Here is a 21906-nt window from a genome sequence, read left to right as displayed (position 1 = left end):
CGATGCGCCCCTTCCTTGCGGCATGTCTCGCTTCCCTGCCCCTGGCGGCAGCGGCAGAGACCCCCGTGCTCACCGTCATGACCTATGACAGTTTCACCACCGAATGGGGCCCCGGCCCGGCGGTGGAAAAGGCGTTTGAAGAGGTCTGCGGCTGCGATCTGCGCTTTATCACCGGCGGCGACGGCGCGGCATTGCTGGCGCGCCTCCAGCTCGAAGGTGCCGCCACCGAGGCAGATGTAGTTCTTGGCCTCGACAACAACCTGACTGCCCAGGCGCGCGCGACGGGGCTTTTCGCCCCACATGGCGAAGCGGCCCCGACCGGCCTGCCGGTCGCCTTTGAGGATGATCTCTTCCTGCCATGGGACTGGGGCTGGTTTGCCTTTGTCTATGACCGCACCAGAACCGCGATGCCGCCCGAGGATTTCCGCGCTCTGGGTGACAGCGATCTGAAAATCGTGATCCAGGATCCGCGCTCATCGACGCCGGGCCTCGGTCTGCTTATGTGGGTCAAAGCCGCTTACGGCGATCGCGCGCCCGAAATCTGGACCGGGCTTTCCGACAATATCCTGACCGTGACGCCGGGCTGGTCCGAGGCTTACGGCCTCTTCCTCGAGGGCGAGGCGGATATGGTTCTCTCCTACACCACATCCCCCGCCTATCACCGGCTGGCCGAGAAAGACGACAGCAAAGACTGGGCCGAATTTGCCGAGGGCCATTACCTGCAAATCGAGGTCGCGGGCATCCTCGCCTCCTCAAAGCAGCCCGAACTTGCGAAGGAGTTCATCGCCTTCACCCAGTCGCCGGCCTTCCAGTCGGTGATCCCGGAAACCAACTGGATGTATCCCGCAACCGAGATCGCGCTGCCCGAAGGGTTCGAGACCCATCGTCCGGCGAAATCCCTGTTGCTGACGGCCGATGAGGCGCTGGAGGCGCGGGGCCCTGCGCTGGCGGAATGGCAATCCTCGCTCGGGCAGTAAGCCTTACCGCCGCGCTCCTGGTCACCGCGCCGCTGGCGGCGGTGGCCCTCAGGGCGGGCGGCCTGCGGCTCAGCACGCCCGACCTTGCGGCGCTGCGGTTTACCCTGTTGCAGGCCGGGCTTTCGGCGCTGATCTCGGTCGCGCTGGCGGTGCCGGTGGCAAAAGCGCTGGCGCGGCGGCGCTTTCCCTTGCGGGGCCTTCTGATCACCCTGATGGGCGCCCCGTTCCTTCTGCCGGTGATCGTCGCGGTGATCGGGCTGATCACGGTTTTCGGCCGCTCGGGCTGGGTCAATAGCGGGCTTGCCGCGCTCGGCCTGCCCGGGTTCAGCATTTACGGGCTGCATGGTGTGGTTATCGCGCATGTCTTCCTGAACCTGCCGCTGGCTGTGCGGATGATCCTTCAGGCCTGGGTCTCGGTACCGTCAGAGCGCTTCCGCCTTGCGGCCTCGCTGGGCTTTGGCCCGCGCGACATCGCACGCCATATCGAGCGCCCGATGCTGGCCTCGGTGCTGCCCGGCGCGCTGGCGACGGTTTTTGCGATCTGCCTGACCTCTTTCGCGGTGGCGCTGACGCTGGGCGGCGGCCCGCGTGCGACCACGCTGGAACTGGCGATCTACCAGGCAATCCGGTTCGAATTCGACCTTGGCCATGCGGCGGGACTATCGCTGATCCAGACCGGGATCGGGGCGTTTGCCGCGCTGCTGGCCTGGCGGCTGGCGTCAAGCCCGGGCTTTGGCGCAGGCCTTGACCGCGCGCTTCCGCTGCCCGCGCCTGCGGGCTGGCGGCGCCTTGCGGATGCGGGCTGGCTTTTGCTGGCGGCAGCTTTCCTGCTGTTGCCACTGCTCGCGCTGATCCTGCGCGGTCTGCCGGGGCTGGCGGAGCTGCCGCCCAGCCTCTGGGGGGCCTCGCTGCGGTCGGTTCTGGTCGCCCTGATCTCGACTTTGGTGACGGTGGGGGCAGGGCTGGTCCTTGCGCTGGCGGTGGCCCGCAGGGCAGCGCGGGGGATGGAGCTGACCGCCGTGCTGCCGCTGGCGGCCTCGGGCCTGGTGCTTGGGACCGGGCTTTTCCTGATCGCGCGGCCCTTTGCGTCCCCCGGGCAGCTGGCACTGCCGGTGACGGTGCTGGTCAATGCAGTCATGGCGCTGCCTTTCGTCTACCGGCTTTTGATCACCGATGCCCGCGCGCTTGAGGCGGATTACGGGCGGCTGGCGGCGTCACTGGATCTGCGGGGGGTCGCGCGGTTGCGCTATCTGACCCTGCCCCGGCTGGCGCGGCCTTTGGGATTTGCGGCCGGCGTGGCGGCGGCTTTGTCGATGGGGGATCTGGGCGTGATCGCGCTTTTCGCCAGCGGCCAGGAGGCGACATTGCCGCTTCTGGTGCAGCAGCTGATGGGCGCCTACCGGACTGAGGCGGCGGCCGCGGCGGCACTGGTCCTGATCACGCTCAGCTTCGGGCTCTTTTGGATTTTCGATGCGGGAGGGCGGCATGTTCAGGCTCGATAACCTGGTTCTGGAGCAGGAAGGCTTTCGGCTGTCCGCGGACTGGCAGGCGGAGCCGGGGGCGAAGATCGCGGTGATCGGGCCTTCGGGGGCAGGGAAAAGCTCGCTTCTGGCGGCGATTGCCGGCTTCTATGCGCCGGCCTCGGGCCGGATCTGGCTTGACGGGCGCGATCTGACCGGACTGCCGCCGGGGGAGCGGCCGCTCTCGATCCTGTTTCAGGATCAGAACCTGCTTCCGCATCTGAGCGTGGCGCAAAATCTTGGGCTCGGGATCCGGCCGGACCTGCGTCTGGCGCCGCCGGATCACGCACGGGTGGCGGAGGCGCTGGAACGGGTCGGGCTGGCGGGGTTTGGCGCGCGAAAACCCGCGCAGCTTTCCGGCGGTCAGGCGAGCCGGGCGGCGCTGGCGCGGGTGCTGCTTCGCGCACGACCGCTTCTCTTGCTGGACGAGCCCTTTGCGGCGCTTGGACCGGCTTTGAAGGGAGAGATGCTGGCTTTGCTGGCCGAGGTTGCCGGCGAGACCGGTGCCACCGTGCTGATGGTGACGCATGAGCCCCGCGACGCGCTGGATTTTGCCGGGCAGACGGTGCTTGTTGCGGATGGCGTGGCGGCGGCGCCGGTTGCGACGGGGCCCTTGCTGGCCGATCCGCCGCCAGCGCTGGCGGCCTATCTCGGATTTAAGACGTAAAAGGAAAAGCCCCGCCGGAGGGGCGGGGCTTTGTACCTGGTCTTTTCGGAATCACGCCTGATCTCAGGCTGTGAATTCCTTGCCTTTAACCCGCGCCCAGATCTTCTTGTTGGTCAGATAGAGCAGCACCGACAGAAGGATCAGGAAGGTCACCGCGACGAAGCCCGCTTTCTTGCGGTCCATCATCTTGGGCTCTGCCGACCACATCAGATAGGCCGAAACATCCATCGACATCGCGTCGATGCTTGCGGGGCTGCCATCTTCAAAAGTGATCTGATCTTCGGTCAGCGGCGGCGGCATTGCGATCCAGCCGCCGGGGAAGGCGTGGTTTTCGTAGAAAGTGGTGCCGGCTTCTTCCTTGGTCTCGCCGGTATAGCCGGTGAGGATCGCATGGATATATTCCGGGCCACCGATGCCGCGCAGGAGCTGGTTGATCCCGGTGCCTTCAGGACCGTGGAACCCCGCGCGGGCCTTGGCCATCAGCGAGAGATCCGGCCCCATACCTTCGCCCGAACGCGCGGGGAAGTTGTCGGTCCATTCGCGCGGACGGGTGGTGCCATCGGGCAGGTCGATCTCTTCGAGACCGGCCGCATAGGCGCGGACCTGATCGGCCGGCAGATGCGGGCCGCCGTCATCCGCGAGGCTGCGGATCGGGACGAATTTCGCCCCGTGGCAGGCCGAGCAGACTTCGGTGAAGACCTGGAGACCGCGCTGCAGCTGCAACTGGTCATAGGTGCCGAACGGGCCTTCAAACGAGAAGTCCACATCCTCGATATGGCCGGCATCGCCAGCTGCCAGCGCTGCGCCCGTCAGGGCGAGCGAGGTGGCTGCAGAAAGAATGATCTTGCGGAACATTTTGCGTCAGATCCTTTTCTTCACTCAGCCGCGTGCGGGTAGTGGGATTTGAAGTCTTCCTCGATCGTCGCCGGTTGCGGCAGCGGCTTTTCGATGATGCCAAGCAGCGGCAGGATCACGAGGAAATAGGCGAACCAATAGGCCGCACCGATCAGCGAGATCGTGGCATAGGGTTCTTCTGCGGGCATAGCACCGGCCCACATCAGCACCACGAAATCGACAGCAAGCAGCGCGAACCACCATTTGAACATCGGACGATAGCGCCCCGAACGCACCGAGGAGGTGTCGAGCCAGGGAACAATCGCCATGACCGCGATCGCGCCGAACATCGCGAGCACGCCGAAGAATTTGGCGTCGACGATCCCGAAGGTCACCCATTCCGCCGCAATCACGATCCAGACATCGGCGGTGAAAGCCCGCAGGATCGCGTAGAAGGGCAGGAAGTACCATTCCGGCACGATATGGGCAGGCGTGGAGAGCGGGTTGGCCTCGACATAGTTGTCGGGGTGGCCAAGGAAGTTCGGCATGAAGCCGACAATCGCGAAGAACACCACCAGGATCACGGCCAGCGCGAAAAGGTCCTTGATGACGTAATAGGGCCAGAACGGAACCGTGTCTTTCTCGGCATTGGCCTTGCTGTCGCGGCGGACCTCAACACCCGTGGGGTTGTTGTTGCCGGTGTGGTGGAAGGCCCAGATGTGAAGGATCACGAGGCCTGCAATCACGAAGGGCAGCAGGTAATGCAGCGAGAAGAAGCGGTTCAGCGTCGGGTTGTCGACCGCCGGGCCGCCAAGAAGCAGCGTCTGGATCGGCTCGCCGATGCCCGGGATCGCGCCGAAGAGGCCGGTGATCACGGTCGCGCCCCAGAAGGACATCTGGCCCCAGGGCAGAACATAGCCCATGAATGCCGTGCCCATCATCATGAGATAGATCAGCATCCCGATGATCCAGGTCACTTCGCGCGGAGCTTTGTAGCTGCCGTAATAGAGGCCGCGGAAGATGTGCAGATAGACGGCGAAGAAGAACAGCGAGGCGCCGTTCGCGTGCAGATAGCGGATCATATGCCCGCCATTCACGTCGCGCATGATGCGCTCGACCGATGAGAAGGCGAGGCTGACATGCGGCGTGTAATGCATCGCAAGGATGATGCCGGTCACAATCTGCAGCGCCAGACAGAATGCGAGGACAATGCCCCAGATCCACATCCAGTTCAGGTTTTTCGGGGTAGGCACCATCAGCGTGTCATAGACCAGGCCAACGATCGGCAGCCGCTTGTGCAGCCACTTCTCGGGGGCGGTCTTCGGTTCGTAATGGTCGTGCGGAATACCGGCCATGTTGCGTTCCTCAGCCCAGCAGGATCGTGGTTTCGTCGGTGAACTGAGCCACCGGCACTTCGAGGTTCCGGGGGGCCGGACCTTTGCGGATACGGCCAGCCGTATCATAGTGAGACCCGTGGCACGGGCAGAACCAGCCACCGAATTCACCGGCGCCATTGCCCAGAGGCACACAGCCCAGATGGGTGCAGACGCCCATCATCACCAGCCATTCGCCGGCTTCGTCCAGCGAGCGGTTCTGGTCCGAGGCATCGGTGCCCGGCTTGTTCTTGTTCTCGGAATTGCGGTCAATGAGCGAAGCATCATCGCCGGAAACGGCGCGGGCCGCTTCGATTTCTTCGGCGGTGCGACGACGAATGAAAACGGGCTTACCGCGCCATTTCACCGTCAGCTGCGAGCCAACGGCCACATTCGTCACATCGACGTAGATCGAGGCGAGCGCACGCGTATCGGCCGAGGGGTTCATCTGGTTGACGAGCGGCCAGGCGGCGGCTCCGGCCGCAACTGCTCCGGCGCCGGCAGTGGCGTAATACAGGAAGTCGCGGCGGCTGCCTGCGTGATCATCTGCTTGGGACACGAGTTCCTCTCCCTGGCATGGCCGCGCGCGGCCAGATATTTGTGTGGGGGCAGACGGATTCCCGGCTGCCCTGACGGGCGCGGTTGTAAACAAGCCGTGATAGATCGTCCAGCGAACAATCCGACGCAATCGCCATCAAATTCAAGGATAAAGGCGATTGATGCGAACATGCCGCAGGCGCTGCGGCCCGCAGCTACCCCTTCGGGACGGTTTCCAGCATCGACGGACGTGCCGCAAATCCGGCCTCCCAGGCCGCGAGCCCGGGTCGTCCGGCCCGCCAGTTCCGCGCACCAAGGCGGAAATCGACATAGCCAAGAGCCACGCCGAGCGCGATCTGCCCCGCCGTCAGCACGCCCTGCAGATCCGAAAGGCGCGCAGCCTCGACCAGATCCAGAGCCCTGGCGATTTTGGCCCATTGCCCTTCGATCCAGGGGGTAAAACGGCTTTCCTCGGGGCGCAGCCGCGCCTCATAGACCATCAGCAGCGCGGCATCGAGAACGCCATCGGCCAGCGCCTCCAGCGTCAGCACCGGCCAGAGCGCTTCGCCCTCCGGGTAGAAGCCACTTCCGGCATAAGCATCGAGCCAGCGCGTGATCACACGGCTGTCAAACAGCGCCTCGCCCGAAGGCGTCACCAGTGCCGGCACCTTACCCAGCGGGTTGACCGCCGCCACCGCCGGCAAGCCCGAATCTACCGGAGTGGCTGACGCCTGGATCATCGCAATTGGCCCCAGCCCGGCCTCGATCGCCATGACCTGCACCTTGCGCACATAGGGCGAGGTCGGCCCGCCATAAAGCTGAAGCCCCGCGCCCGTTTTGCCTTCGGGCCCCGCTTTTCCGTCAGTCACTGCCGTCGCTCCCTGAACCGCAGCCTCGCGATAAGGCCTGCGTCGATTTCCCATTCCCGGCCGCGAAAGCCGATGATCCGCTTCAGCCGCAGGCTGGCATTTTGCTGCCGCGCCTCCGGAGCAGCGCCGCTCGCCGTTTTGTGCAGCAAGAGACCTTCGCCAAGATCATCCAGCGCATCCTCGGCACGCTGATCGCGCCGCCCCTCGCCGGCCCTTGGGGTCACCCATCTCACAAAGCCATAGCCCGCCACAGCGGCCAGACCGATTCGCAACGCCAGCGGAACAAAAGGCAGGGGCATGGCAATCTCCACCAGAGGGACAGGTGCCGGGTATCATCACCGGCCAGACTGGTGCGGGCGATTCGCAGTGTCAACCGCAGCGGCAGTCAGATGCGCCGGAAATGGAAAAGGCCGCTCCGGTTTCCCGAAGCGGCCCTGTATCCGTCAGCTGGTAGCTGCACTCAACCCTGGCGGGCTTTGTAGCGACGCTGCGTCTTATTGATCACATAGACCCGGCCCTTGCGGCGCACGACCTGGCAATCGCGGTGACGCGTCTTCAGCGAGCGGAGCGAATTGGCAACCTTCATGGCTGTCTCCTGTCCTTCGCGGCGCATCACGCGCCTGATTAACCCGTGCCCCGGGTATGACCCCAAAAGCGATGAAATGGTGGGCGGTACTGGGATCGAACCAGTGGCCACTACGATGTCAACGTAGTGCTCTACCGCTGAGCTAACCGCCCACTCTGACCTACACTCTGCCCGCGCTTCTCTGATCTGGCCATCAAGGCAAAACCATTAAGGCGCGGCTGACCGCGTCGGCGTGGAGGGGTCTATACTCAACCCATATCCTGGCCGCAAGGGGTTTCGGAACGAAGAATTATGACGTTATATCGCAGGATACCGCCAGGAAGAGGAAATCCCGCCCTGATTTTCAGCCGGGACTTCTGCCGCGCCAGCCCGTCCCTGCTTGAACCGAGGCCATTTTGCAAGGAATCACCTCTTCCGACGCGTATATTCTGCACCGGCCCGGGCAACAGACCTGCCCGGTCGTTTTTTCCTCGCCGCATTCCGGGCGCATCTATCCGCCGGATTTTCTGCAGGGCAGCGCGCTGGACAGCCATGCGATCCGCTCTTCCGAGGATGCGTTCATCGATCAGCTGTTCGGCGCAGCCCCCGCGCTTGGTGCGCCCCTGCTTGCCGCCAGGGCACCGCGCGCCTTTGTCGATCTTAACCGGGGCCCGGATGAGCTGGACCCGGCGGTGATCGAAGGGGTGGAGCGACCGGCACATAATCCGCGAATCTCTTCGGGGCTCGGGGTGATTCCCCGCGTGGTCGCAGGCGGGCGGCACATCTATCGCGGCAAAATGGCCCGCCCTGAGGCGGAAGCGCGACTGCAAAGCTTCTGGCATCCCTGGCATGATGCGCTGCGCGGGCTGATCGAAGAGACCCGCGAGACATTTGGCAAGGCGGTGCTGTTTGACTGCCACTCGATGCCACATGAGGCGGCAGATCTGCAATCGCGGGGTGGCCAGCCCGGGCCACAAATCGTTCTGGGGGATCGCTTCGGCGCCAGTGCGGGCCGGGATGTGGTCGATCAGATCGCCGGCGCTTTCGAAGCGGCCGGTCTGCGCGTCAGCCGCAATATGCCCTTTGCCGGCGCCTATATCACCCAGGCCTATGGCCGGCCCTCGCGCAATGTTCACGCCGTCCAGATCGAGATCGACCGCCAGCTTTACATGGATGAAGCGCGAATCGAGCCGCATGGGGGTTTCGAAGGGTTTCGCCAGCTGATCACCGGGGTCATTGCCGAAGTGACCGGGGCAGATATCCACGCCGCCGGGCTGATGACCAGCAGCCGGCCCCCGCTCGCGGCGGAATAGACACGACCGGTGCAGCGGGCAGAGAAGGGCTCAGTCCTCTCCTGCCCGCCATACCTGTCGCGCAGTCAGGCGCTGCCCGTCGCTGAACGGGCAATACCACCGCCGGAAATCCGGCTCAGATCAGCAGGTCAGATTCGTTTTTGCCCGAAGCCAGCGCCTCGGCATACCAGCGCGGCTTGCGGCCACGACCGGACCAGGTGTCTGCCGGATTGGCCGGATTGGCATATTTGGCGCCAACCAGCGCCCGCTTGCGCGGAGCCGCCGTCCCGGTCAGTTCCGCCAGCGACGCAAAACCGAGCTCGCGCGCGGTTTCGTCCAGCTTTGCCAGCGCTTCTTTCTTGCGACGATCCTCAAAAGTCGAAATGGCTTTGCCGACTTTCGCCTGCAGCGATTTCAGATCTTTCAGATCAAGGGAATTGAGATCGAGTTCCATTCAGTGCTCCTGATACTCATCATGAGCCTTCCCTATTGCAAATAAATGCGGGCCGCAATTAAAGCCTTCAGCGTGGGCTGCGTTTTGCAAGAATCCGCTGCAAAGTACGGCGATGCATGTTCAGCCTGCGTGCCGTTTCGGAAACATTACGGTCACACATTTCGTAAACGCGCTGGATATGTTCCCAGCGAACCCGGTCCGCCGACATCGGATTTTCCGGCGGCGGCGGCAAAGCCTCGCCTTTGGCCAGAAGCGCATTTGTAACATCATCCGCATCAGCCGGTTTCGACAGGTAGTCCAGCGCGCCGATTTTCACCGCCGCAACCGCCGTCGCAATCGCACCATATCCGGTCAGCACCACGATCCGGCAATCGGGCCGCTTTTCACGCAGCGTCTCCACCACATCGAGCCCATTGCCATCCTCAAGCCGCAGATCAACCACCGCATAGGCCGGCGGGCGGGTCTGGGCGATCTGCCGGCCCACCGCCACGCTTTCTGCCGTCTCGGGCTGGAAGCCACGCTTTTCCATTGCCCTGGCAAGGCGTTTGACGAAAAGCTCGTCATCATCGACCAGCAAAAGGGTCCGATCCGGCCCCAGCTCGGCATGCAGATCTCCGGACATTCGCTATCTCTCCTGACGGGTGCCTGACCCGAATGCCAGACCCGGAGAGGCTTCCCCGGTCTGGCAGAATTTACGGTCCTGGACGGCCGGGGTCAATTCAGCCCGTTACATCCAGCATACATCCGACGCCTTTGGCGATCTGTTCGGGTGTCGCATCGCGGCGGTAAAAATCGGCAAAACCGATACCGGGCAGCATCAGATAGGTAAAGGCCGAATGGTCAACCATATAGAAATCATCGGTGGCCGGCTGGAGGTTATAATAGACGCGATACGCCTTTGCCGCAGCGTCAATCTGTTCCGGAGTGCCCGTCAGACCAATCGCCGTTTCGCTGAAGGCTTCTGCGTAATCGCCCACAACCTGAGGTGTATCCCGCTTGGGATCGACCGTGACGAAAACCAGCCCGACATCGCGACCCGCGTCCTTCAGCAAATCCAGGGCCTCGGCATTTCGTGACATATCGAAGGGGCAGACATCGGGGCAGAATGTATAGCCGAAATAAACCAGTGTCGGCCGGGTGATCACCTCTTTATCGGTCACCTCAGTGCCGGTTTTGTCGAGAAGCGTAAACGGCCCGCCAATATCTGCGCCGCCGACATTCCCTTCACGACATTGCGCCAGCGGATCGGCATTGCTTTGGCCGGCAAAGAACAGATAGCCCGCCGTCCCCCCTATCAGCGCGGCCAGCAGCCCCGCCGCTCCGATTGCGTAAATCCTGTTCATCGCCTTCTCCGCTTTTGCCACCAGGAACGCCCCGCGGAGCTTCCTCGCTGTCCAGTTGCCCCATTGATCCCCTGGAGCGCGGGCCGTAACAAGGCATAACGATACGAGTAAAGGCGCATTCACAATGCGACAAATCGCGGGCTTTGGTTTTGTCGCCGGAACAGGTGCGGCAGACCGCGTCTGGCTCAGGACGCTGATCCTCATCCGCTGGCTGGCGATCTGCGGTCAGCTTGCGGCCATCTCCCTCGCCGATCTGTGGTTCGGGATCGCGCTGCCGCTGGGGCTTTGCCTGCTCGCCATCGGGGCCTCGGTCATCGTCAATCTGATCGTGACCTTCATCTTTCCCGGCAACCGCAGACTGAGCGAAACCGGCGCGCTCCTGTCGCTGCTGTTTGATCTCTGCCAGCTTGGGTTTCTGGTCTTTGTCACCGGCGGGCTGACCAATCCTTTCGCGCTTCTGTTCATCGCGCCGGTCACCATTTCAGCCTCGGTGCTCGGGATCGGCCCGACAATGATCCTGGGCACGGCTTCGATTGCGATGGTCTCGGGCCTGGCGGTGGTGAATATCCCGATCACCCTTGCGGGTGGCATCACGCTGACCATCCCGCGGCTTTTCACCTTTGGCTTCTGGGCGGCCATCGTGGTCGGCATCGTCTTTCTCGGCGTCTATGCCCGCCGCGTCGCGCGCGAGAGCCGGGCGCTCTCGGATGCGCTGCTCGCAACCCAGATGGCGCTCGCGCGCGAACAGAAGCTGACCGATCTTGGCGGCGTAGTCGCAGCGGCGGCGCATGAGCTCGGGACGCCGCTCGCAACGATCAAACTGGTCTCGGCCGAGCTGATGGACGAGCTGTCGGATCAGCCGGAGCTGCTGGCCGATGCGCGGCTGATCCGCGAACAGGCCGACCGCTGCCGCGACATTCTGCATGGCATGGGGCGGGCCGGCAAAGACGATCTCCAGCTGCGCCAGGCGCCGCTTTCGACCCTGCTGCGCGAGGCCGCAGAGCCGCATATGAACCGCGGCAAAGAGCTGGTGTTCGAACCCGGCCCCGCCAGCAGCGCCCTGCGCGAACCGATGGTGCGCCGCAGCCCCGAAACTATCCACGGGTTGCGCAACCTGATCCAGAACGCAGTCGATTTCGCGGCAGGCCATGTCTGGATCCAGTATGACTGGAGCGGCGACCATATCGCGCTGCGCATCGTCGATGACGGGCCTGGCTATCCGCCCAATGTGATCAACCGGATCGGCGACCCCTTCGTGCGCTCGCGCCGCAACGAACAGGATCTGAGCCGGCGCCCGGAATATGAGGGCATGGGTCTTGGCCTGTTCATCGCCAAAACGCTGCTCGAGCGCACCGGCGCAAGTCTGACCTTCACCAATGCCCATGATCCGTTCCTGCCCGACGCCGACCGCCAGGAACGGTCAGGCGCGCTGATCGGGGTCCGCTGGCGCAAGGCGGATCTCCTCGCCTCAGACATCGCGCCGGGCGCCGCCAATGCGCAGATCGAGATCTGACAGCGGCGCTGTTTCAGCATTAACCCGCAATTAACGCATCGCACATTAACCTCTTCACCGGAACGTGAAGCAGTGGGCTGATTGCATGCCAGGTATGGAAGCGGACTGGATATTCGCAAGCGGGCTGGTGATCACTGCGGCCCTGATTGCACTCGCCTGTCTTCTCGTCATGGCGGCGGTGCAGTCGCGCAGCCCGGCAGCATCCTCGGTCTTCGGATCCGTCCTGCCTGAAACCGTGTTCATTTTCGATGGCGAGGCGCTGGTCGATGCCACCCCTCCGGCCCGCGCGCTGATGGCGACCGGGGTCGAATCCGGCGGCCCCTGGTTCCGGGCTCTCTCGCGGCTCGAGCCGATGTTCCCCGGGCTCTGGACGCGGCTGGAAGGGTTGCAGCGTGAGGGACGTTTCGTGCTCTGCTCGCGCGAGGATGTCACCCCGCCGATGGTACTGCGCGCCGAATATCTGGGCGGGCTGACACGGCTGACCCTGGTGGATGGCGAGGGCGAGGCCGCCCGGCCCGGCTCGGACGGCCTGGCGGAACTTGCGCTGCGCGATGAGCTGGCCGGGCTGCATGACACGCTTGCGCGCGCGCCGCTGCCGATCTGGCGCGAAACGGCAGATGGCGAGGTGATCTGGGCCAATGGCCCCTATCTCGCAGCGGCGGCCGAGCGGCTGGAACCCGGCAAGGAACTCGCCTGGCCCCTCCCCGCAATCTTTCCGCGCAAACCGGATGACCCTGAAGCCGGTTCCGCCAAAACCAGCGCCCTTGCCGCGAAATCACGGGGATTACCCAATGCGACCCGCGCCTCGCTGACGCTGGGCCAAACGGTCCAGTGGTATGATGTCCTGTCGCGCCCCCTGCCCGGGCGGGGCAGCAATGCAGGGCGTCTGTGTTATGCCCTGCCCGCCGACGGGCTGGTCGCGGCGGAAAGCAGCCTGCGTGACTTCACCCAGACCCTGGCCAAGACCTTTGCGCAGCTGCCGATAGGCCTCGCGATTTTCGACAAATCGCGGGTTTTGCAGATGTTCAATCCAGCGATGCTGGATCTGACCGGGCTGCCGGTGGAATTCCTGATCGCGCGCCCAAGCCTGCCGGCGTTGCTCGACGCATTGCGCGAACGCTCGATGCTGCCGGAGCCGAAGGATTACCGCTCCTGGCGGCGCCAGATGGCCGAGATGGAGAAAGCCGCTGCTGAAGGCCTGTTCGAGGAAACCTGGGCCCTGCCATCGGGCCGCACCTGGCGGGTCACCGGGCGGCCGCATCCCAATGGTGCACTTGCCTTCATGCTGGAAGATATCTCGACCGAAATGACCCGCACCCGCCGCTACCGTGCAGATCTGGAACTCGGCCAGGCGGTGATCGACGGCTTGCCGGATGCGGTCGTGGTCTTCGCCCAGGATGGATCGGTTGCAATGGCCAATGCGGCGGCGACCCGGCTCTGGGGGCAAAGCCCGCTGGAAGGGCCGGATAACAGCAATGGCGGCAAGGCGATCCACTTCTGGCGCGAAAAAACCGCCCCGACGCTCCTGTGGAATGATCTTGAAGAGTTCATCGGCCTGTTCGGCACCCGGGAGGCCTGGGACGGCGATCTGCGCATGACTGACGGCCGCGCCTTTTCCTGCCGCGTCGCACCAATGCCGCATGGCGCAACGCTTGTCACATTCCGCCTGTCAGAGCCCGCCGCCACGGGGGAGGCCGGTGGCTCCCGCGCTATGCTGATTGCCTGAGCCGTCCCCGTGGCGCCCCGGGCCGGTCTTGCGGCACCACAGCCTGCGGGACTTCGCGCCAATTCACGATCGGCAGTCTGATTTTTGCGCCTCCCTGCCGCGGCGAATCACAAGACGCATCAACGGAAAAGCCGCCGACCTGCGCCGTCGCCTGATCCGGCCCGTACACGGAGGTTTCGCGCGGTTCGGCCCGTTTACCTGGGCATCATGCGACGCTTCACGATCTGCCCCGGTAAAGCCTCACCTCGTCTGGACAACAGAGGCGCCATAAACCCGAAACCATCTGTCATATGAGGCGTCCTGCGATCCCCGGCAGCCACGGGCGGAGGCTGTATGAAATCAGCCAGTCGGTGACTGGTGATTGCCGCTGCCTGACTCAGTCCGGTAATTGCGGACCCGGATTTCGGATTTCGAGGGGGGCTTTCTATACGGGTTTTCCGATAGCAAATCTGGCGTCTTCGCGGCCAGATCAATTCTGGACCGCGCGCATCAGTCCTCCGATTCCGATCAGCGAGATCATGCGTCTGATATTCCAGGCGAGGACATTGAGGCCCATACCCGTTCTCACGCTTTTCAGGCCGTGCGTCCGGAAATGACTGCGCCCCCCCCCAGGCTTTGATGGTACCGAAGGGATGGCCGCCGGTCGCACAACGACCCCTCGTTCGTCAGCGGGGCTGTGCCGCCTGGCGTGCGACACATCGACAAGATGCTCGTGCTTCCACCGTAACACCCGGCGCTCATGTCCCGTCGTGCAGCGATCCTTGAGATCGCACGCCTTGCATGCGTTGGCCGTTAGCGCCGCATGAGCATTCCCTGCTGCTCAGTCGAGGTGCGATGCATCAAAACCTGGCCTGCCGGGCAGCGATATTCATCGGCACTCGGCTCAACCCGGCTCACAGGCGAAATTGGGTGTCACAAAGAGCCCTTTGGCCCGACTGCCCGACATGTCCGACATGTCCGAACGCGGCACGGTCGCGGTAATGCCTCCCTTATAGCAGGCGAGGATGTCGTGGGGAACGATCAGATGGGTCTCGGCATCGACAACGCTTTGGACATTATAGCCAACAGTCCCGCTGTGCTGCGCGCGGGGAGCGATGGCACGCGCGTCGGAATCGGTCCGAGATATCTGACCGTCCGGCGCATGACCCAAGGCCCGCTCCTTTGACGGAAGCCGTTCAATCTCACGCAGGAGGCCATGATCCCAGCCGGTCAGACGGGCGGTACGTTCGGCGCCGGCCTCGCCCATTCCCCAACAGTCGAGCCGTTCGGCCTCGTCGATATAACGCCCGGCCTCGGCTTTCACGTGCGCCAGGCGGCTGGCAACCGTCCCCTTGCTGAAGTTACGGTCGCGGTTGTTGACCGCCATGAATTTGCTGCCGTCGCCTTCAACTGTGTCGCCCTTCAGCACACCGGTCGGACGACAGAGCTGAACGAACTCTGCGCAGGTCTTCCGGATGGCAGCACGATTATTGCGCCTGAAATCGGTGATGGTCGTGGGATCGGGGCCCCGTCGGCCGGTCAGCAACATAAGGTCCACATTGCGCCCGGCCTCCGGCTCCAGCCGCAGGCTGGACGGGATGCAGTTCAGTTAGCCATAGATGAACAGCTTCAGGAGCATTGCCGGGTCGTATCTGGGACGAGCAGTCCGTGCGGCGGCGTGGCGATGGAAGCCGAGCGCTGCCAGATTCAGGTTCACGACGAACAATCGACAATACGAGTGAGGTTCTCTCCCACTAGGTAAGCCCAGGCACATATTCGGGACTGCGACACCGGCGCACAAACAAGGCAGCGGCGGCCTTGTTACAGGCCGCCGCCAGGGAGGAGATCCCCTTCCCATTCCTGTCAGTGGGCTCAGAAACCGAAGACCAGCGACAGGCCGAGTTTGTTATCCGTGCGGATTGCCCGGCTGTCATTGTATTCGGTCAGGTAGCTGACCCGGGTCGAGATCGCGTCAGTCACCTTGAAGTTGACGCCGAGATCGTTGTTCGCCCGCAGCGCGGAGTCCGAATTCAGCACGTCGGTGTCATTGGTGAAGAATACGTTATCGTTGATCTTGTAGTAGAAGCGCGACGACGCGATGTAGCCGGTCTCGGTGGTCGACTCCCCCAGACCATTCTTCAGATAGCTGACACCGACACCAGCCTGCACGCGCCAGGCCATATCCGTCTCGTTGATGATGCGGTAGCCCGGACCCACGCCGAGGAAAGCGTCCTGTTGCGTCTGGCCACGCAGCTGTTCGGTATCGCTGATCGCATCGGCGCGCTGTTCATCCGTCAGCCGGTCGGCGAGACCGTCCGACACAACCCGACCCAGCACGAAACCGTAGAAGCGGTCATCGAAGGAATAGGTCGCGTCATAGATACCGAAGACATCACGCTTGGTCGACTTGTTGTCGGCCTCGGAATAATCGATCACTGCGCCGATGGTCTGGCTGAAGGCTCCGGCGCCGTGGCGAACACGCAGACCGATGGTCAGGTCCTGCGATTCATTGTTGCCGGTCTTGCCGGAATAGCCGATCGAGGCCGAGCCCGAAAAGCCCTGACGGAAATCCGGGCTGCCGAAACGGGCATTGTCCTCGGCGCGGGCCATATCCCGGGCGACATCGCGCTCAACATCCTCGATCTGGTCATCAATCGATGAAATCCCGACAATGTCAGTCTGTGCGAAGGCAGGCGCCGTCAGTCCGAGCGCCAGGATGGCTGAAGTCAGATAGAGCGGTTTCATGGCAATTCCTTTCACGGGTTACGTCCGTCCCAACTCAGGGGCGGTTGATGAGAAGGAATTGGTTGTTTTGCCGGGATTCGGAACCTTCACGAAACTTGAGCCATCCCCGAGAATTACTCGTGGAACCAGATCTTTTCTGGGGAAATGGCACTGCACGGGGCTGATGAAAGGATTTTTCTTGTTTTATCTCAGGCAGATGCAGTGAACTTTGTTCATGTTTCGCGCAACGCAAGCACTTCGGCATTGGTGTCTGACGCCTGGCTGGCGGCTTCCAGCAGTGTTTCCTTTGCAACAGCGAGCAGCTTCTCGCCGAGGTCATCGCGCCACAAAGACCAGACCGGAAGCTGGAAAACCGGCGCATTCGCGACCGGATGCAGCTGCGCCAGGTCGAGAAAGCGCTTTGCATGCCGGGCGGGAAGATAGGCTGCAAAGGGGCGGGTCTGGATAAACAGCGCGGCCAGCGAGCCGAAGGCCAGTTGCAGACGTGTGCCATGCAGCGAGGGGAGCGCCTCTTCGTGAAAGCGCATGAACTCGGGTCCCCAATCCACCAGCGCATAATTTTCGCCCAGATCCGCGACGGTCAGCCCCTGGCGCGACGAGACCAGCACCAGCTGGTCATCAAGCAGCTGCTCTGCATGGATCCCGGGCCGGTTCGCGACGGAATAGGACAGGGCGACATCGATCCCGCCTTGCAACAGGTTATGCGTCAGCGTTTCCGCCCGCGCCATCTCAGCCCGCAAAGCAAGATCGGGCAGGCGGGCGCGCAACAGATCCAGCCAGCCAAATCCGAGGCGCGGCCAGAGCGAGGGCTCTGAGCCGATCACCAGGCGCAGGCCTTCGTCACCAGATGCCGAGACCCGCAGCCGGGCCTGTTCCCAGTTGCGCAGGATTGCAATGGCAAAGCCACGAAACTCACGACCTGCCGCTGTCAGCGCCACCCCGTCTTTGGATCGGGTGAAAAGCGGGCGGCCCAGCTGCTCTTCGAGCCGCTGGATCCGGAGACTGACCGCCGATTGCGTGACAAAAAGCCGCTCCGAGGCTGCGGCAAAGGATCCGGTTTCCGCCGTCTCCATAAAGGTTCGGACAAGTTGCAGTTCTATGGCCTGATCCTCCGCACTGAGACGAGACCCACTCGCCCCGCCAGAAGTCAGAAGTCAACGGACAGCCTGCCGGCAGGGGCGCTTCCATGCGGGATCTCGCCCGGAAGGCAAACGACCGGCGCGACGCCCCTCCCCGGTCAAGCGCCTACGCTGAGCCTGCCTCATCGGTGCGCAGGACGGGCAGCCGGCGTTTTCGAGGCGTCGAAGATGGAATATCGGCGCTTTGATCCTGATGACGTCAATCCTCCGTGCACCTATAGCCTGACATGTTTCCGGGATGGCGCAGTCCCGGCACGCATTATTAGATCGGCATCGTTCGTGTAAATTCCGCTTGCCCTTGCCCCTCCCTGCTGTGGGTGGTGCTGATCGCCGCCGATAGCGGTAACCCCGGCATGGCGCTCGCGTGCCGATCATGATACCCGTGCCGCTCAACAAGAAGGCGAGCAGTACAGTGCCTCAGGACGAGCAGAGCTTTATCCGGCTGGACGATGATGACATCCGTTACCTCAGCATTCAGCTGCGGGGCGTTAAGCAGGCGCGGGTGCGCTTTCTGACCGCCACGCCCGAGTTTCAGCTTGAGGTGATCGAGGTCCTTCTGGCGCTTGGCGTATCGGCAACGGCCGAGAGGCTGGCCCAGATCGCGCCCTATCCGAAGCGAAGATTCGGGATCCGCTATAAGGGCGACACCGCGATCGTCACTGTGGCTCAGGACGCGCTGCTTCTGGGGTGAGGCCTTCGAAGCCTGTCGAGGCGGGACCCGCCACCACAAGCGGGCCGAAACCAGCGCAGGAGAAACAGATGCGCAATACTATCTTTCTGATGGCAACCTCCGTGGTTTTCGCCATCACCCTCATGTCACCGCTACAGGCCGGTGTTGCCGGAGAGTATGAGGTTGTCGGGGTTGAGGCCGAAGATATGCTGAAAATGCGATCCGGACCCGGCATTGGCTACACCATCATCCTCGGACTGCCGAATGGCACATTGGTCAGGGTTCACAGCTGCGAGCAAAGCGGCAGCACGCGCTGGTGCAAGGTCTCACTTAAGCAAGCCCGCGCGCTTAAGGGCTACGTGTCGGCATCCTACCTGCGGAAACTGTGATCTCTCGCCCGTTCTGAGGCCAACGGTTATACTCTGACCGTGACGGTGCCTCTGACTTTTATCCGGCGTGAGCGAGCTCCGGGCTTGAGTTCTGCCCATTCGGGTGAGTTGAGCAACGTGGGCTGGTACAGTGCCTTGCAGGTTGCGCAGCGCCAAACCCCGTTGCAGGGCAAAGGTTTGGGCAAACTCGGCTAGGGTCTGCCAGTCGAGAAGGGAGTGGGGCCGTTCAGCGTTATCGTCCGTGCACCAGGCGGCCAGGGTTGCGCGGGCATGGTGCAGGGGCGGGAACTGGGTCTCGTTCAACAACTCGTCGCGCAGGATTCCGTTGAAGCTCTCAATGAGGGCATTCTGGGCCGGCTTTCCCGCGCGCAGTCATCCACCACGGTCATGATCCGGAAGCGACTACCATCCGTTAGTTGATCGGATGTCGAGCCATGGAGCGCAACTGGTTCGAGTAACCATTGCGAGGGTCCAACAACCAGCGCTGGTTCGGCATGACCGGCAGCGTCATCGGTGCCCGCGTGCGGATGGCCGGCTTCCTCCCGCCAAGGCGGCGCACGTGCAGTGTCATCGGGGAAACGATCCCCCCGGATCGTTTCCTGATCCTCCTCCACCTCTAGCCGCTTCAGCCCCTTTGCCTCGCTGACATCCATACCGCCAGACCTGGCCTTGCCCTTGTAAACGGTGGCACCGCTGACGCCATTCTTGCGGCATAGATCGGCGACGGAAACCCCCGTCTCATGCTCTTTCAAAATGCCGACGATCTGATCTTCGGGTAAACGTCCGGCCTGACCGCTATCCGTTCCGGCGCCATGGGAGCAGGTCGTCAACCTTTGTGATCTTGTAGTCCGGGATGCGGGCGAGGGTGTTGGCGAGCCATGCGTGGGGATCGACGGCGTTGAGCTTGGCCGTCTCGATGAGGGTGTAGGCGATGGCAGCGGCCTTTCCGCCCGCTTCCGAGCCGACGAAGAGGTAGTTCTTCGGCCCAAGAGCGATGGCGCGCATGCCGCGTTCGGCGGTGTTATTGTCCAACTCCAGCATGCCGTTGTCGAGATAGGGCCGCAGGCTTTCCATGCGGGCCAGGGCATAGCGGATGGCCGCAGCAAGCGGGGATTTGCCCGAGATCGTGGTGAGTTGCATGGCAAGCCAGCGCTCCAGATCGTCGAAGATCGGGGCGGAATGGGTGCTTCGCAGTTCAGCGCGGCGATCTGGCGGTGACCCTCGGGCCTCCTTCTCGACGGCATAGAGTTGCGCGATCCGGGCAATGGCCTCTTCGGCGATGGGGGAGCCCTGCGAGCGGTGGATGTCGACGAACTTGCGCCTGACATGGGCCATGCAGGCGACCTCGCGGATGGTGCCCGCGCGGTAAAGGTCCTCGAACCCGGCATATCCGTCTGCATGCATCCAGCCGCGGAAGCGGGCGAGATGGTCCTTGGGATGCTGGCCCTTCCGATCACCCGAGAAGCGATACCAGGCGGCGGGTGGTGCAGTGCCGCCCCACGGCCGTTCGTCGCGCGCATAGGTCCAGAGCCGTGCCGTCTGGGTCTTGCCGGTTCCGGGGGCGAGCATGCTGACCGGCGTGTCGTCGGCGAAGATCGCCTCGGCCGACAGGACATGGCGGCCGATAGCATCTGCGAGGGGTTCCAGCAGGGCCGTGGATTTGCCCACCCAATCGGCCAGGGTCGATCTGTTGAGGTCGAGACCTTCGCGGTCGAAGATCTGGCTCTGGCGGTAGAGCGGCAGGTGATCGGCGTATTTGCTAACCAGGACATGGGCCAGCAGGCCTGGCCCTGGGCGGCCGCGCTCGATGGGGCGCGACGGAAGCGGCGCCTGGACGAAGCGTTCGCAGCAGGCGCAGGTCAGCCGAGGCCGGACGATCCGGTTCACGATGAAGCGGCCTGGGACATACTCGAGTTCTTCGGTGACGTCTTCGCCGATCTGGCGCAGGCGACCGCCGCACTCGGCACAGGCGTCCGAGCCGGGCGTCAGCTCGACTTCCATCCTCGGGATATGATCCGGGATCGGGCGGCGCTTGGGTTTGTCATTCTCCTCGATGTCCGGCAGCTTCATCCGTGCTGTCATCGCGGCGGCGGCGATCTCGCTGGTCTCGAGGGCCAGTTGCAGCTGTTCCGCCGTCTCGGACGAGGCCCCGAACCGATGCGCCCGATGACCTGCCAACTGGTGCCGCAGCTTCTCGATCAGGATCGCCTGCGCCTTGACCTCGGCCAGGAGCCGCGCTGTGAAGCTGCGCAGTTCCTCGGGATCTTCCGGCAGGGTCAGGGACTGATCAAGCATGCAAGGAGTTTATCCCACTGTATTCCTTGTGGGAATCGTTATCTTGTGCCCCCCTGATTATCCCGCTGCCAAGGGCCGCCATGTCCGCTGCGGTGCCCGCCAGTCGATCCCCTCCAGCAGCATTGACAACTGTGCGGGCGACAGCGCCACCTTCCCTTCCTTGGCCGAGGGCCAGACGAACCGCCCCTTCTCCAGCCGCTTCAGGAACATGCACGCGCCCTGACCGTCCCACCAGATGACCTTGACCAGATCGCCACGGCGACCACGGAAGACAAAGAGATGTCCGCCAAACGGCTCCTGCTTCAGCACCGCCTCAGCCTGCGCCACCAGGGCCGCAAAGCCCTTGCGCATGTCGGTGACCCCGGCTGCCAACCAGACCCGCGTCTTGGCCGGAACCGGGATCACGCTGTCAGGCCCCGGATCAGCCGCGCCAGCGCCTCAGGATCATAGCTGCCGCTGATCCGCATCCGGTGACCGCCCGCCAGCTCGATCTCGATGCGGTTCCCGGCGGCAGGTGCTGCCGGGGCAGACCTCGTCTCCGCGACGATTTCTACGGGCAGAAAGCGCGCCTCCTCTGCTGGGGGCGCAACCGAGGTGGGGTCCGGCGGATAACGGGGATCGCGCAGCCACTTGAAGATCAGGTTCGCGTTCACCGCGTAGCGCCGCGCCATCTGAGCCACAGAAACGCCCGGCGCCGCCGTCTGGAAACAGATCGAACGCTTCTCCTCATCCGTCCAAAGTCGCTTCGTCCGACGCGCCACGCAATCACCATAGTGTCCACTATCGATGGTGGACACTATCCGGCTCTATGTGCTCGCGGCAGAGCGGTCAGCCCGGACGCTTACTTTCAGATCGGGGTGTGGTGCGATGTTGCGTTCATTCTGGGGATTTCTTTGGAACGCAAAAATCCCGCCTTTTGGGCGGGCGGTTTTGAGGATGTTTTGGTTGCGGGGACAGGATTTGAACCTGTGACCTTCAGGTTATGAGCCTGACGAGCTACCTGGCTGCTCCACCCCGCG

23 protein-coding genes, 2 tRNA genes and 3 pseudogenes are annotated in these 21906 nt (G+C 63.4%); 8 read left to right on the top strand and 20 right to left on the bottom strand.

The annotated features are described in order from the left end of the window. The first annotated feature begins 2 nt into the window (after positions 1–2). Genes thiB through AC4FS3_RS10680 form a run of 3 tightly spaced genes read left to right on the top strand, consistent with a single transcriptional unit; the run spans position 3 to position 3164 of the window. A complete protein-coding gene (gene thiB, locus AC4FS3_RS10690) occupies positions 3–977 on the top strand; it encodes a thiamine ABC transporter substrate binding subunit (RefSeq protein ID WP_491020676.1) in 975 nt (324 codons plus the stop codon). Then, on the top strand, positions 953–2479 hold the full coding sequence (locus AC4FS3_RS10685; RefSeq protein WP_491020551.1) for a thiamine/thiamine pyrophosphate ABC transporter permease ThiP: 1527 nt from the start codon (positions 953–955) through the stop codon (positions 2477–2479). Before thiB ends, AC4FS3_RS10685 begins: the two co-directional genes overlap by 25 nt. Next, positions 2463–3164 (top strand): thiamine ABC transporter ATP-binding protein, encoded by a 702-nt coding sequence (locus tag AC4FS3_RS10680; RefSeq protein WP_491020550.1) that lies wholly within the window; start codon positions 2463–2465, stop codon positions 3162–3164. Before AC4FS3_RS10685 ends, AC4FS3_RS10680 begins: the two co-directional genes overlap by 17 nt. A 63-nt stretch (positions 3165–3227) precedes the next feature. Here AC4FS3_RS10680 and AC4FS3_RS10675 read toward each other — a convergent pair whose 3' ends face one another. The 7 genes from AC4FS3_RS10675 to AC4FS3_RS10645 form a co-directional block, all read right to left on the bottom strand. Continuing rightward, complete coding sequence (locus AC4FS3_RS10675; RefSeq protein ID WP_249497383.1) at positions 3228–4019, bottom strand: cytochrome c1; 792 nt, start codon at positions 4017–4019, stop codon at positions 3228–3230. Between the two features lie 20 nt (positions 4020–4039). Beyond that, the gene (petB, locus tag AC4FS3_RS10670; protein ID WP_092899905.1) at positions 4040–5353 is read right to left on the bottom strand and encodes a cytochrome b; all 1314 of its coding nucleotides are present in this window, start codon (positions 5351–5353) and stop codon (positions 4040–4042) included. 10 nt (positions 5354–5363) lie between these two features. After that, the gene (petA, locus tag AC4FS3_RS10665; RefSeq protein ID WP_092899907.1) at positions 5364–5930 is read right to left on the bottom strand and encodes a ubiquinol-cytochrome c reductase iron-sulfur subunit; all 567 of its coding nucleotides are present in this window, start codon (positions 5928–5930) and stop codon (positions 5364–5366) included. Positions 5931–6123: 193 nt separating this feature from the next. Further along, positions 6124–6777 (bottom strand): glutathione S-transferase family protein, encoded by a 654-nt coding sequence (locus AC4FS3_RS10660; protein WP_491020549.1) that lies wholly within the window; start codon positions 6775–6777, stop codon positions 6124–6126. After that, complete coding sequence (locus tag AC4FS3_RS10655) at positions 6774–7076, bottom strand: hypothetical protein (RefSeq protein WP_283176376.1); 303 nt, start codon at positions 7074–7076, stop codon at positions 6774–6776. Before AC4FS3_RS10655 ends, AC4FS3_RS10660 begins: the two co-directional genes overlap by 4 nt. 161 nt (positions 7077–7237) lie before the next feature. Then, complete coding sequence (gene ykgO, locus AC4FS3_RS10650) at positions 7238–7363, bottom strand: type B 50S ribosomal protein L36 (RefSeq protein ID WP_198837904.1); 126 nt, start codon at positions 7361–7363, stop codon at positions 7238–7240. A gap of 77 nt (positions 7364–7440) precedes the next feature. Continuing rightward, a tRNA-Val gene (locus AC4FS3_RS10645) sits at positions 7441–7515 on the bottom strand. A gap of 243 nt (positions 7516–7758) precedes the next feature. Between AC4FS3_RS10645 and AC4FS3_RS10640 the strand changes: the two genes are divergently transcribed. Next, positions 7759–8655 (top strand): N-formylglutamate amidohydrolase, encoded by an 897-nt coding sequence (locus AC4FS3_RS10640; RefSeq protein ID WP_491020548.1) that lies wholly within the window; start codon positions 7759–7761, stop codon positions 8653–8655. A 115-nt stretch (positions 8656–8770) separates the two neighbouring features. On the opposite strand, the gene AC4FS3_RS10635 is transcribed toward AC4FS3_RS10640, so the two are convergent. The 3 genes from AC4FS3_RS10635 to AC4FS3_RS10625 form a co-directional block, all read right to left on the bottom strand. Continuing rightward, positions 8771–9088, bottom strand: a complete 318-nt coding sequence (locus tag AC4FS3_RS10635) for an H-NS histone family protein (protein WP_491020547.1) — start codon at positions 9086–9088, stop codon at positions 8771–8773. Between the two features lie 67 nt (positions 9089–9155). Then, complete coding sequence (locus tag AC4FS3_RS10630) at positions 9156–9710, bottom strand: ActR/PrrA/RegA family redox response regulator transcription factor (protein ID WP_283176377.1); 555 nt, start codon at positions 9708–9710, stop codon at positions 9156–9158. A 97-nt stretch (positions 9711–9807) separates the two neighbouring features. Beyond that, positions 9808–10431 carry an SCO family protein gene (locus tag AC4FS3_RS10625; protein WP_491020546.1) on the bottom strand — a complete coding sequence of 208 codons (624 nt, stop codon included), beginning with the start codon at positions 10429–10431 and terminating at the stop codon, positions 9808–9810. Positions 10432–10555: 124 nt separating this feature from the next. Here AC4FS3_RS10625 and regB point away from each other — a divergent pair, with 124 nt between their 5' ends. Then, positions 10556–11944 carry a sensor histidine kinase RegB gene (gene regB / locus AC4FS3_RS10620; RefSeq protein ID WP_491020545.1) on the top strand — a complete coding sequence of 463 codons (1389 nt, stop codon included), beginning with the start codon at positions 10556–10558 and terminating at the stop codon, positions 11942–11944. An 85-nt stretch (positions 11945–12029) separates the two neighbouring features. Next, on the top strand, positions 12030–13670 hold the full coding sequence (locus AC4FS3_RS10615; protein ID WP_491020544.1) for a PAS domain-containing protein: 1641 nt from the start codon (positions 12030–12032) through the stop codon (positions 13668–13670). Positions 13671–14139: 469 nt separating this feature from the next. On the opposite strand, the pseudogene AC4FS3_RS10610 reads toward AC4FS3_RS10615, so the two are convergent. From AC4FS3_RS10610 to AC4FS3_RS10595, 4 genes and pseudogenes are all read right to left on the bottom strand, one after another. Further along, positions 14140–14451, bottom strand: a pseudogene (locus AC4FS3_RS10610) (transposase); the annotation flags it as partial. A 102-nt stretch (positions 14452–14553) separates the two neighbouring features. Beyond that, positions 14554–15198: a hypothetical protein gene (locus AC4FS3_RS10605; RefSeq protein WP_491020543.1), complete on the bottom strand. Its 645-nt coding sequence runs from the start codon at positions 15196–15198 to the stop codon at positions 14554–14556. 323 nt (positions 15199–15521) lie between these two features. Next, positions 15522–16394 (bottom strand): DUF481 domain-containing protein, encoded by an 873-nt coding sequence (locus AC4FS3_RS10600; RefSeq protein ID WP_283176381.1) that lies wholly within the window; start codon positions 16392–16394, stop codon positions 15522–15524. Between the two features lie 212 nt (positions 16395–16606). After that, positions 16607–17488: a LysR family transcriptional regulator gene (locus AC4FS3_RS10595; RefSeq protein ID WP_283178725.1), complete on the bottom strand. Its 882-nt coding sequence runs from the start codon at positions 17486–17488 to the stop codon at positions 16607–16609. A gap of 457 nt (positions 17489–17945) precedes the next feature. Here AC4FS3_RS10595 and AC4FS3_RS10590 point away from each other — a divergent pair, with 457 nt between their 5' ends. Beyond that, entirely contained in the window at positions 17946–18224 is a 279-nt protein-coding gene (locus AC4FS3_RS10590) for a hypothetical protein (protein ID WP_491020542.1), read from the top strand. Between the two features lie 68 nt (positions 18225–18292). Then, positions 18293–18592, top strand: coding sequence for an SH3 domain-containing protein (locus tag AC4FS3_RS10585; RefSeq protein WP_491020541.1), 300 nt, complete (start codon positions 18293–18295; stop codon positions 18590–18592). Positions 18593–18742: 150 nt separating this feature from the next. On the opposite strand, the pseudogene AC4FS3_RS10580 reads toward AC4FS3_RS10585, so the two are convergent. The 6 genes and pseudogenes from AC4FS3_RS10580 to AC4FS3_RS10555 all read right to left on the bottom strand — a co-directional run. After that, positions 18743–18955, bottom strand: a pseudogene (locus tag AC4FS3_RS10580) (integrase core domain-containing protein); the annotation flags it as partial. A 245-nt stretch (positions 18956–19200) separates the two neighbouring features. Further along, positions 19201–19422, bottom strand: a pseudogene (locus AC4FS3_RS10575) (transposase); the annotation flags it as partial. Continuing rightward, the gene (gene tnpC / locus AC4FS3_RS10570) at positions 19388–20887 is read right to left on the bottom strand and encodes an IS66 family transposase (protein ID WP_491020540.1); all 1500 of its coding nucleotides are present in this window, start codon (positions 20885–20887) and stop codon (positions 19388–19390) included. The pseudogene AC4FS3_RS10575 and the gene tnpC, both read right to left, overlap by 35 nt. A gap of 57 nt (positions 20888–20944) precedes the next feature. Then, on the bottom strand, positions 20945–21292 hold the full coding sequence (gene tnpB / locus AC4FS3_RS10565; protein WP_491020539.1) for an IS66 family insertion sequence element accessory protein TnpB: 348 nt from the start codon (positions 21290–21292) through the stop codon (positions 20945–20947). Further along, positions 21289–21684 (bottom strand): IS66-like element accessory protein TnpA, encoded by a 396-nt coding sequence (gene tnpA, locus AC4FS3_RS10560; RefSeq protein ID WP_491020538.1) that lies wholly within the window; start codon positions 21682–21684, stop codon positions 21289–21291. The genes tnpB and tnpA overlap by 4 nt, the downstream gene beginning before the upstream one ends. A gap of 145 nt (positions 21685–21829) precedes the next feature. After that, positions 21830–21906 (bottom strand) — tRNA-Met (locus AC4FS3_RS10555).

The sequence above is a fragment of the Pseudogemmobacter sp. TB195 genome, from assembly GCF_058313095.1.
Note: the sequence above shows the minus strand (reverse complement) of the source record. Positions and strands in the feature narration are given on the sequence as shown.

Excerpts from the sequence above, each read along its gene's own strand:
- thiB (WP_491020676.1), top strand. The coding sequence starts at position 3 with ATGCGCCCCTTCCTTGCGGCATGTCTCGCTTCCCTGCCCCTGGCGGCA.
- AC4FS3_RS10685 (WP_491020551.1), top strand. The coding sequence starts at position 953 with ATGGCAATCCTCGCTCGGGCAGTAAGCCTTACCGCCGCGCTCCTGGTC.
- AC4FS3_RS10680 (WP_491020550.1), top strand. The coding sequence starts at position 2,463 with ATGTTCAGGCTCGATAACCTGGTTCTGGAGCAGGAAGGCTTTCGGCTG.
- AC4FS3_RS10675 (WP_249497383.1), bottom strand. The coding sequence starts at position 4,019 with ATGTTCCGCAAGATCATTCTTTCTGCAGCCACCTCGCTCGCCCTGACG.
- petB (WP_092899905.1), bottom strand. The coding sequence starts at position 5,353 with ATGGCCGGTATTCCGCACGACCATTACGAACCGAAGACCGCCCCCGAG.
- AC4FS3_RS10655 (WP_283176376.1), bottom strand. The coding sequence starts at position 7,076 with ATGCCCCTGCCTTTTGTTCCGCTGGCGTTGCGAATCGGTCTGGCCGCT.
- ykgO (WP_198837904.1), bottom strand. The coding sequence starts at position 7,363 with ATGAAGGTTGCCAATTCGCTCCGCTCGCTGAAGACGCGTCACCGCGAT.
- AC4FS3_RS10635 (WP_491020547.1), bottom strand. The coding sequence starts at position 9,088 with ATGGAACTCGATCTCAATTCCCTTGATCTGAAAGATCTGAAATCGCTG.
- AC4FS3_RS10630 (WP_283176377.1), bottom strand. The coding sequence starts at position 9,710 with ATGTCCGGAGATCTGCATGCCGAGCTGGGGCCGGATCGGACCCTTTTG.
- AC4FS3_RS10625 (WP_491020546.1), bottom strand. The coding sequence starts at position 10,431 with ATGAACAGGATTTACGCAATCGGAGCGGCGGGGCTGCTGGCCGCGCTG.
- regB (WP_491020545.1), top strand. The coding sequence starts at position 10,556 with ATGCGACAAATCGCGGGCTTTGGTTTTGTCGCCGGAACAGGTGCGGCA.
- AC4FS3_RS10615 (WP_491020544.1), top strand. The coding sequence starts at position 12,030 with ATGCCAGGTATGGAAGCGGACTGGATATTCGCAAGCGGGCTGGTGATC.
- AC4FS3_RS10605 (WP_491020543.1), bottom strand. The coding sequence starts at position 15,198 with ATGTTGCTGACCGGCCGACGGGGCCCCGATCCCACGACCATCACCGAT.
- AC4FS3_RS10600 (WP_283176381.1), bottom strand. The coding sequence starts at position 16,394 with ATGAAACCGCTCTATCTGACTTCAGCCATCCTGGCGCTCGGACTGACG.
- AC4FS3_RS10585 (WP_491020541.1), top strand. The coding sequence starts at position 18,293 with ATGCGCAATACTATCTTTCTGATGGCAACCTCCGTGGTTTTCGCCATC.
- tnpC (WP_491020540.1), bottom strand. The coding sequence starts at position 20,887 with ATGCTTGATCAGTCCCTGACCCTGCCGGAAGATCCCGAGGAACTGCGC.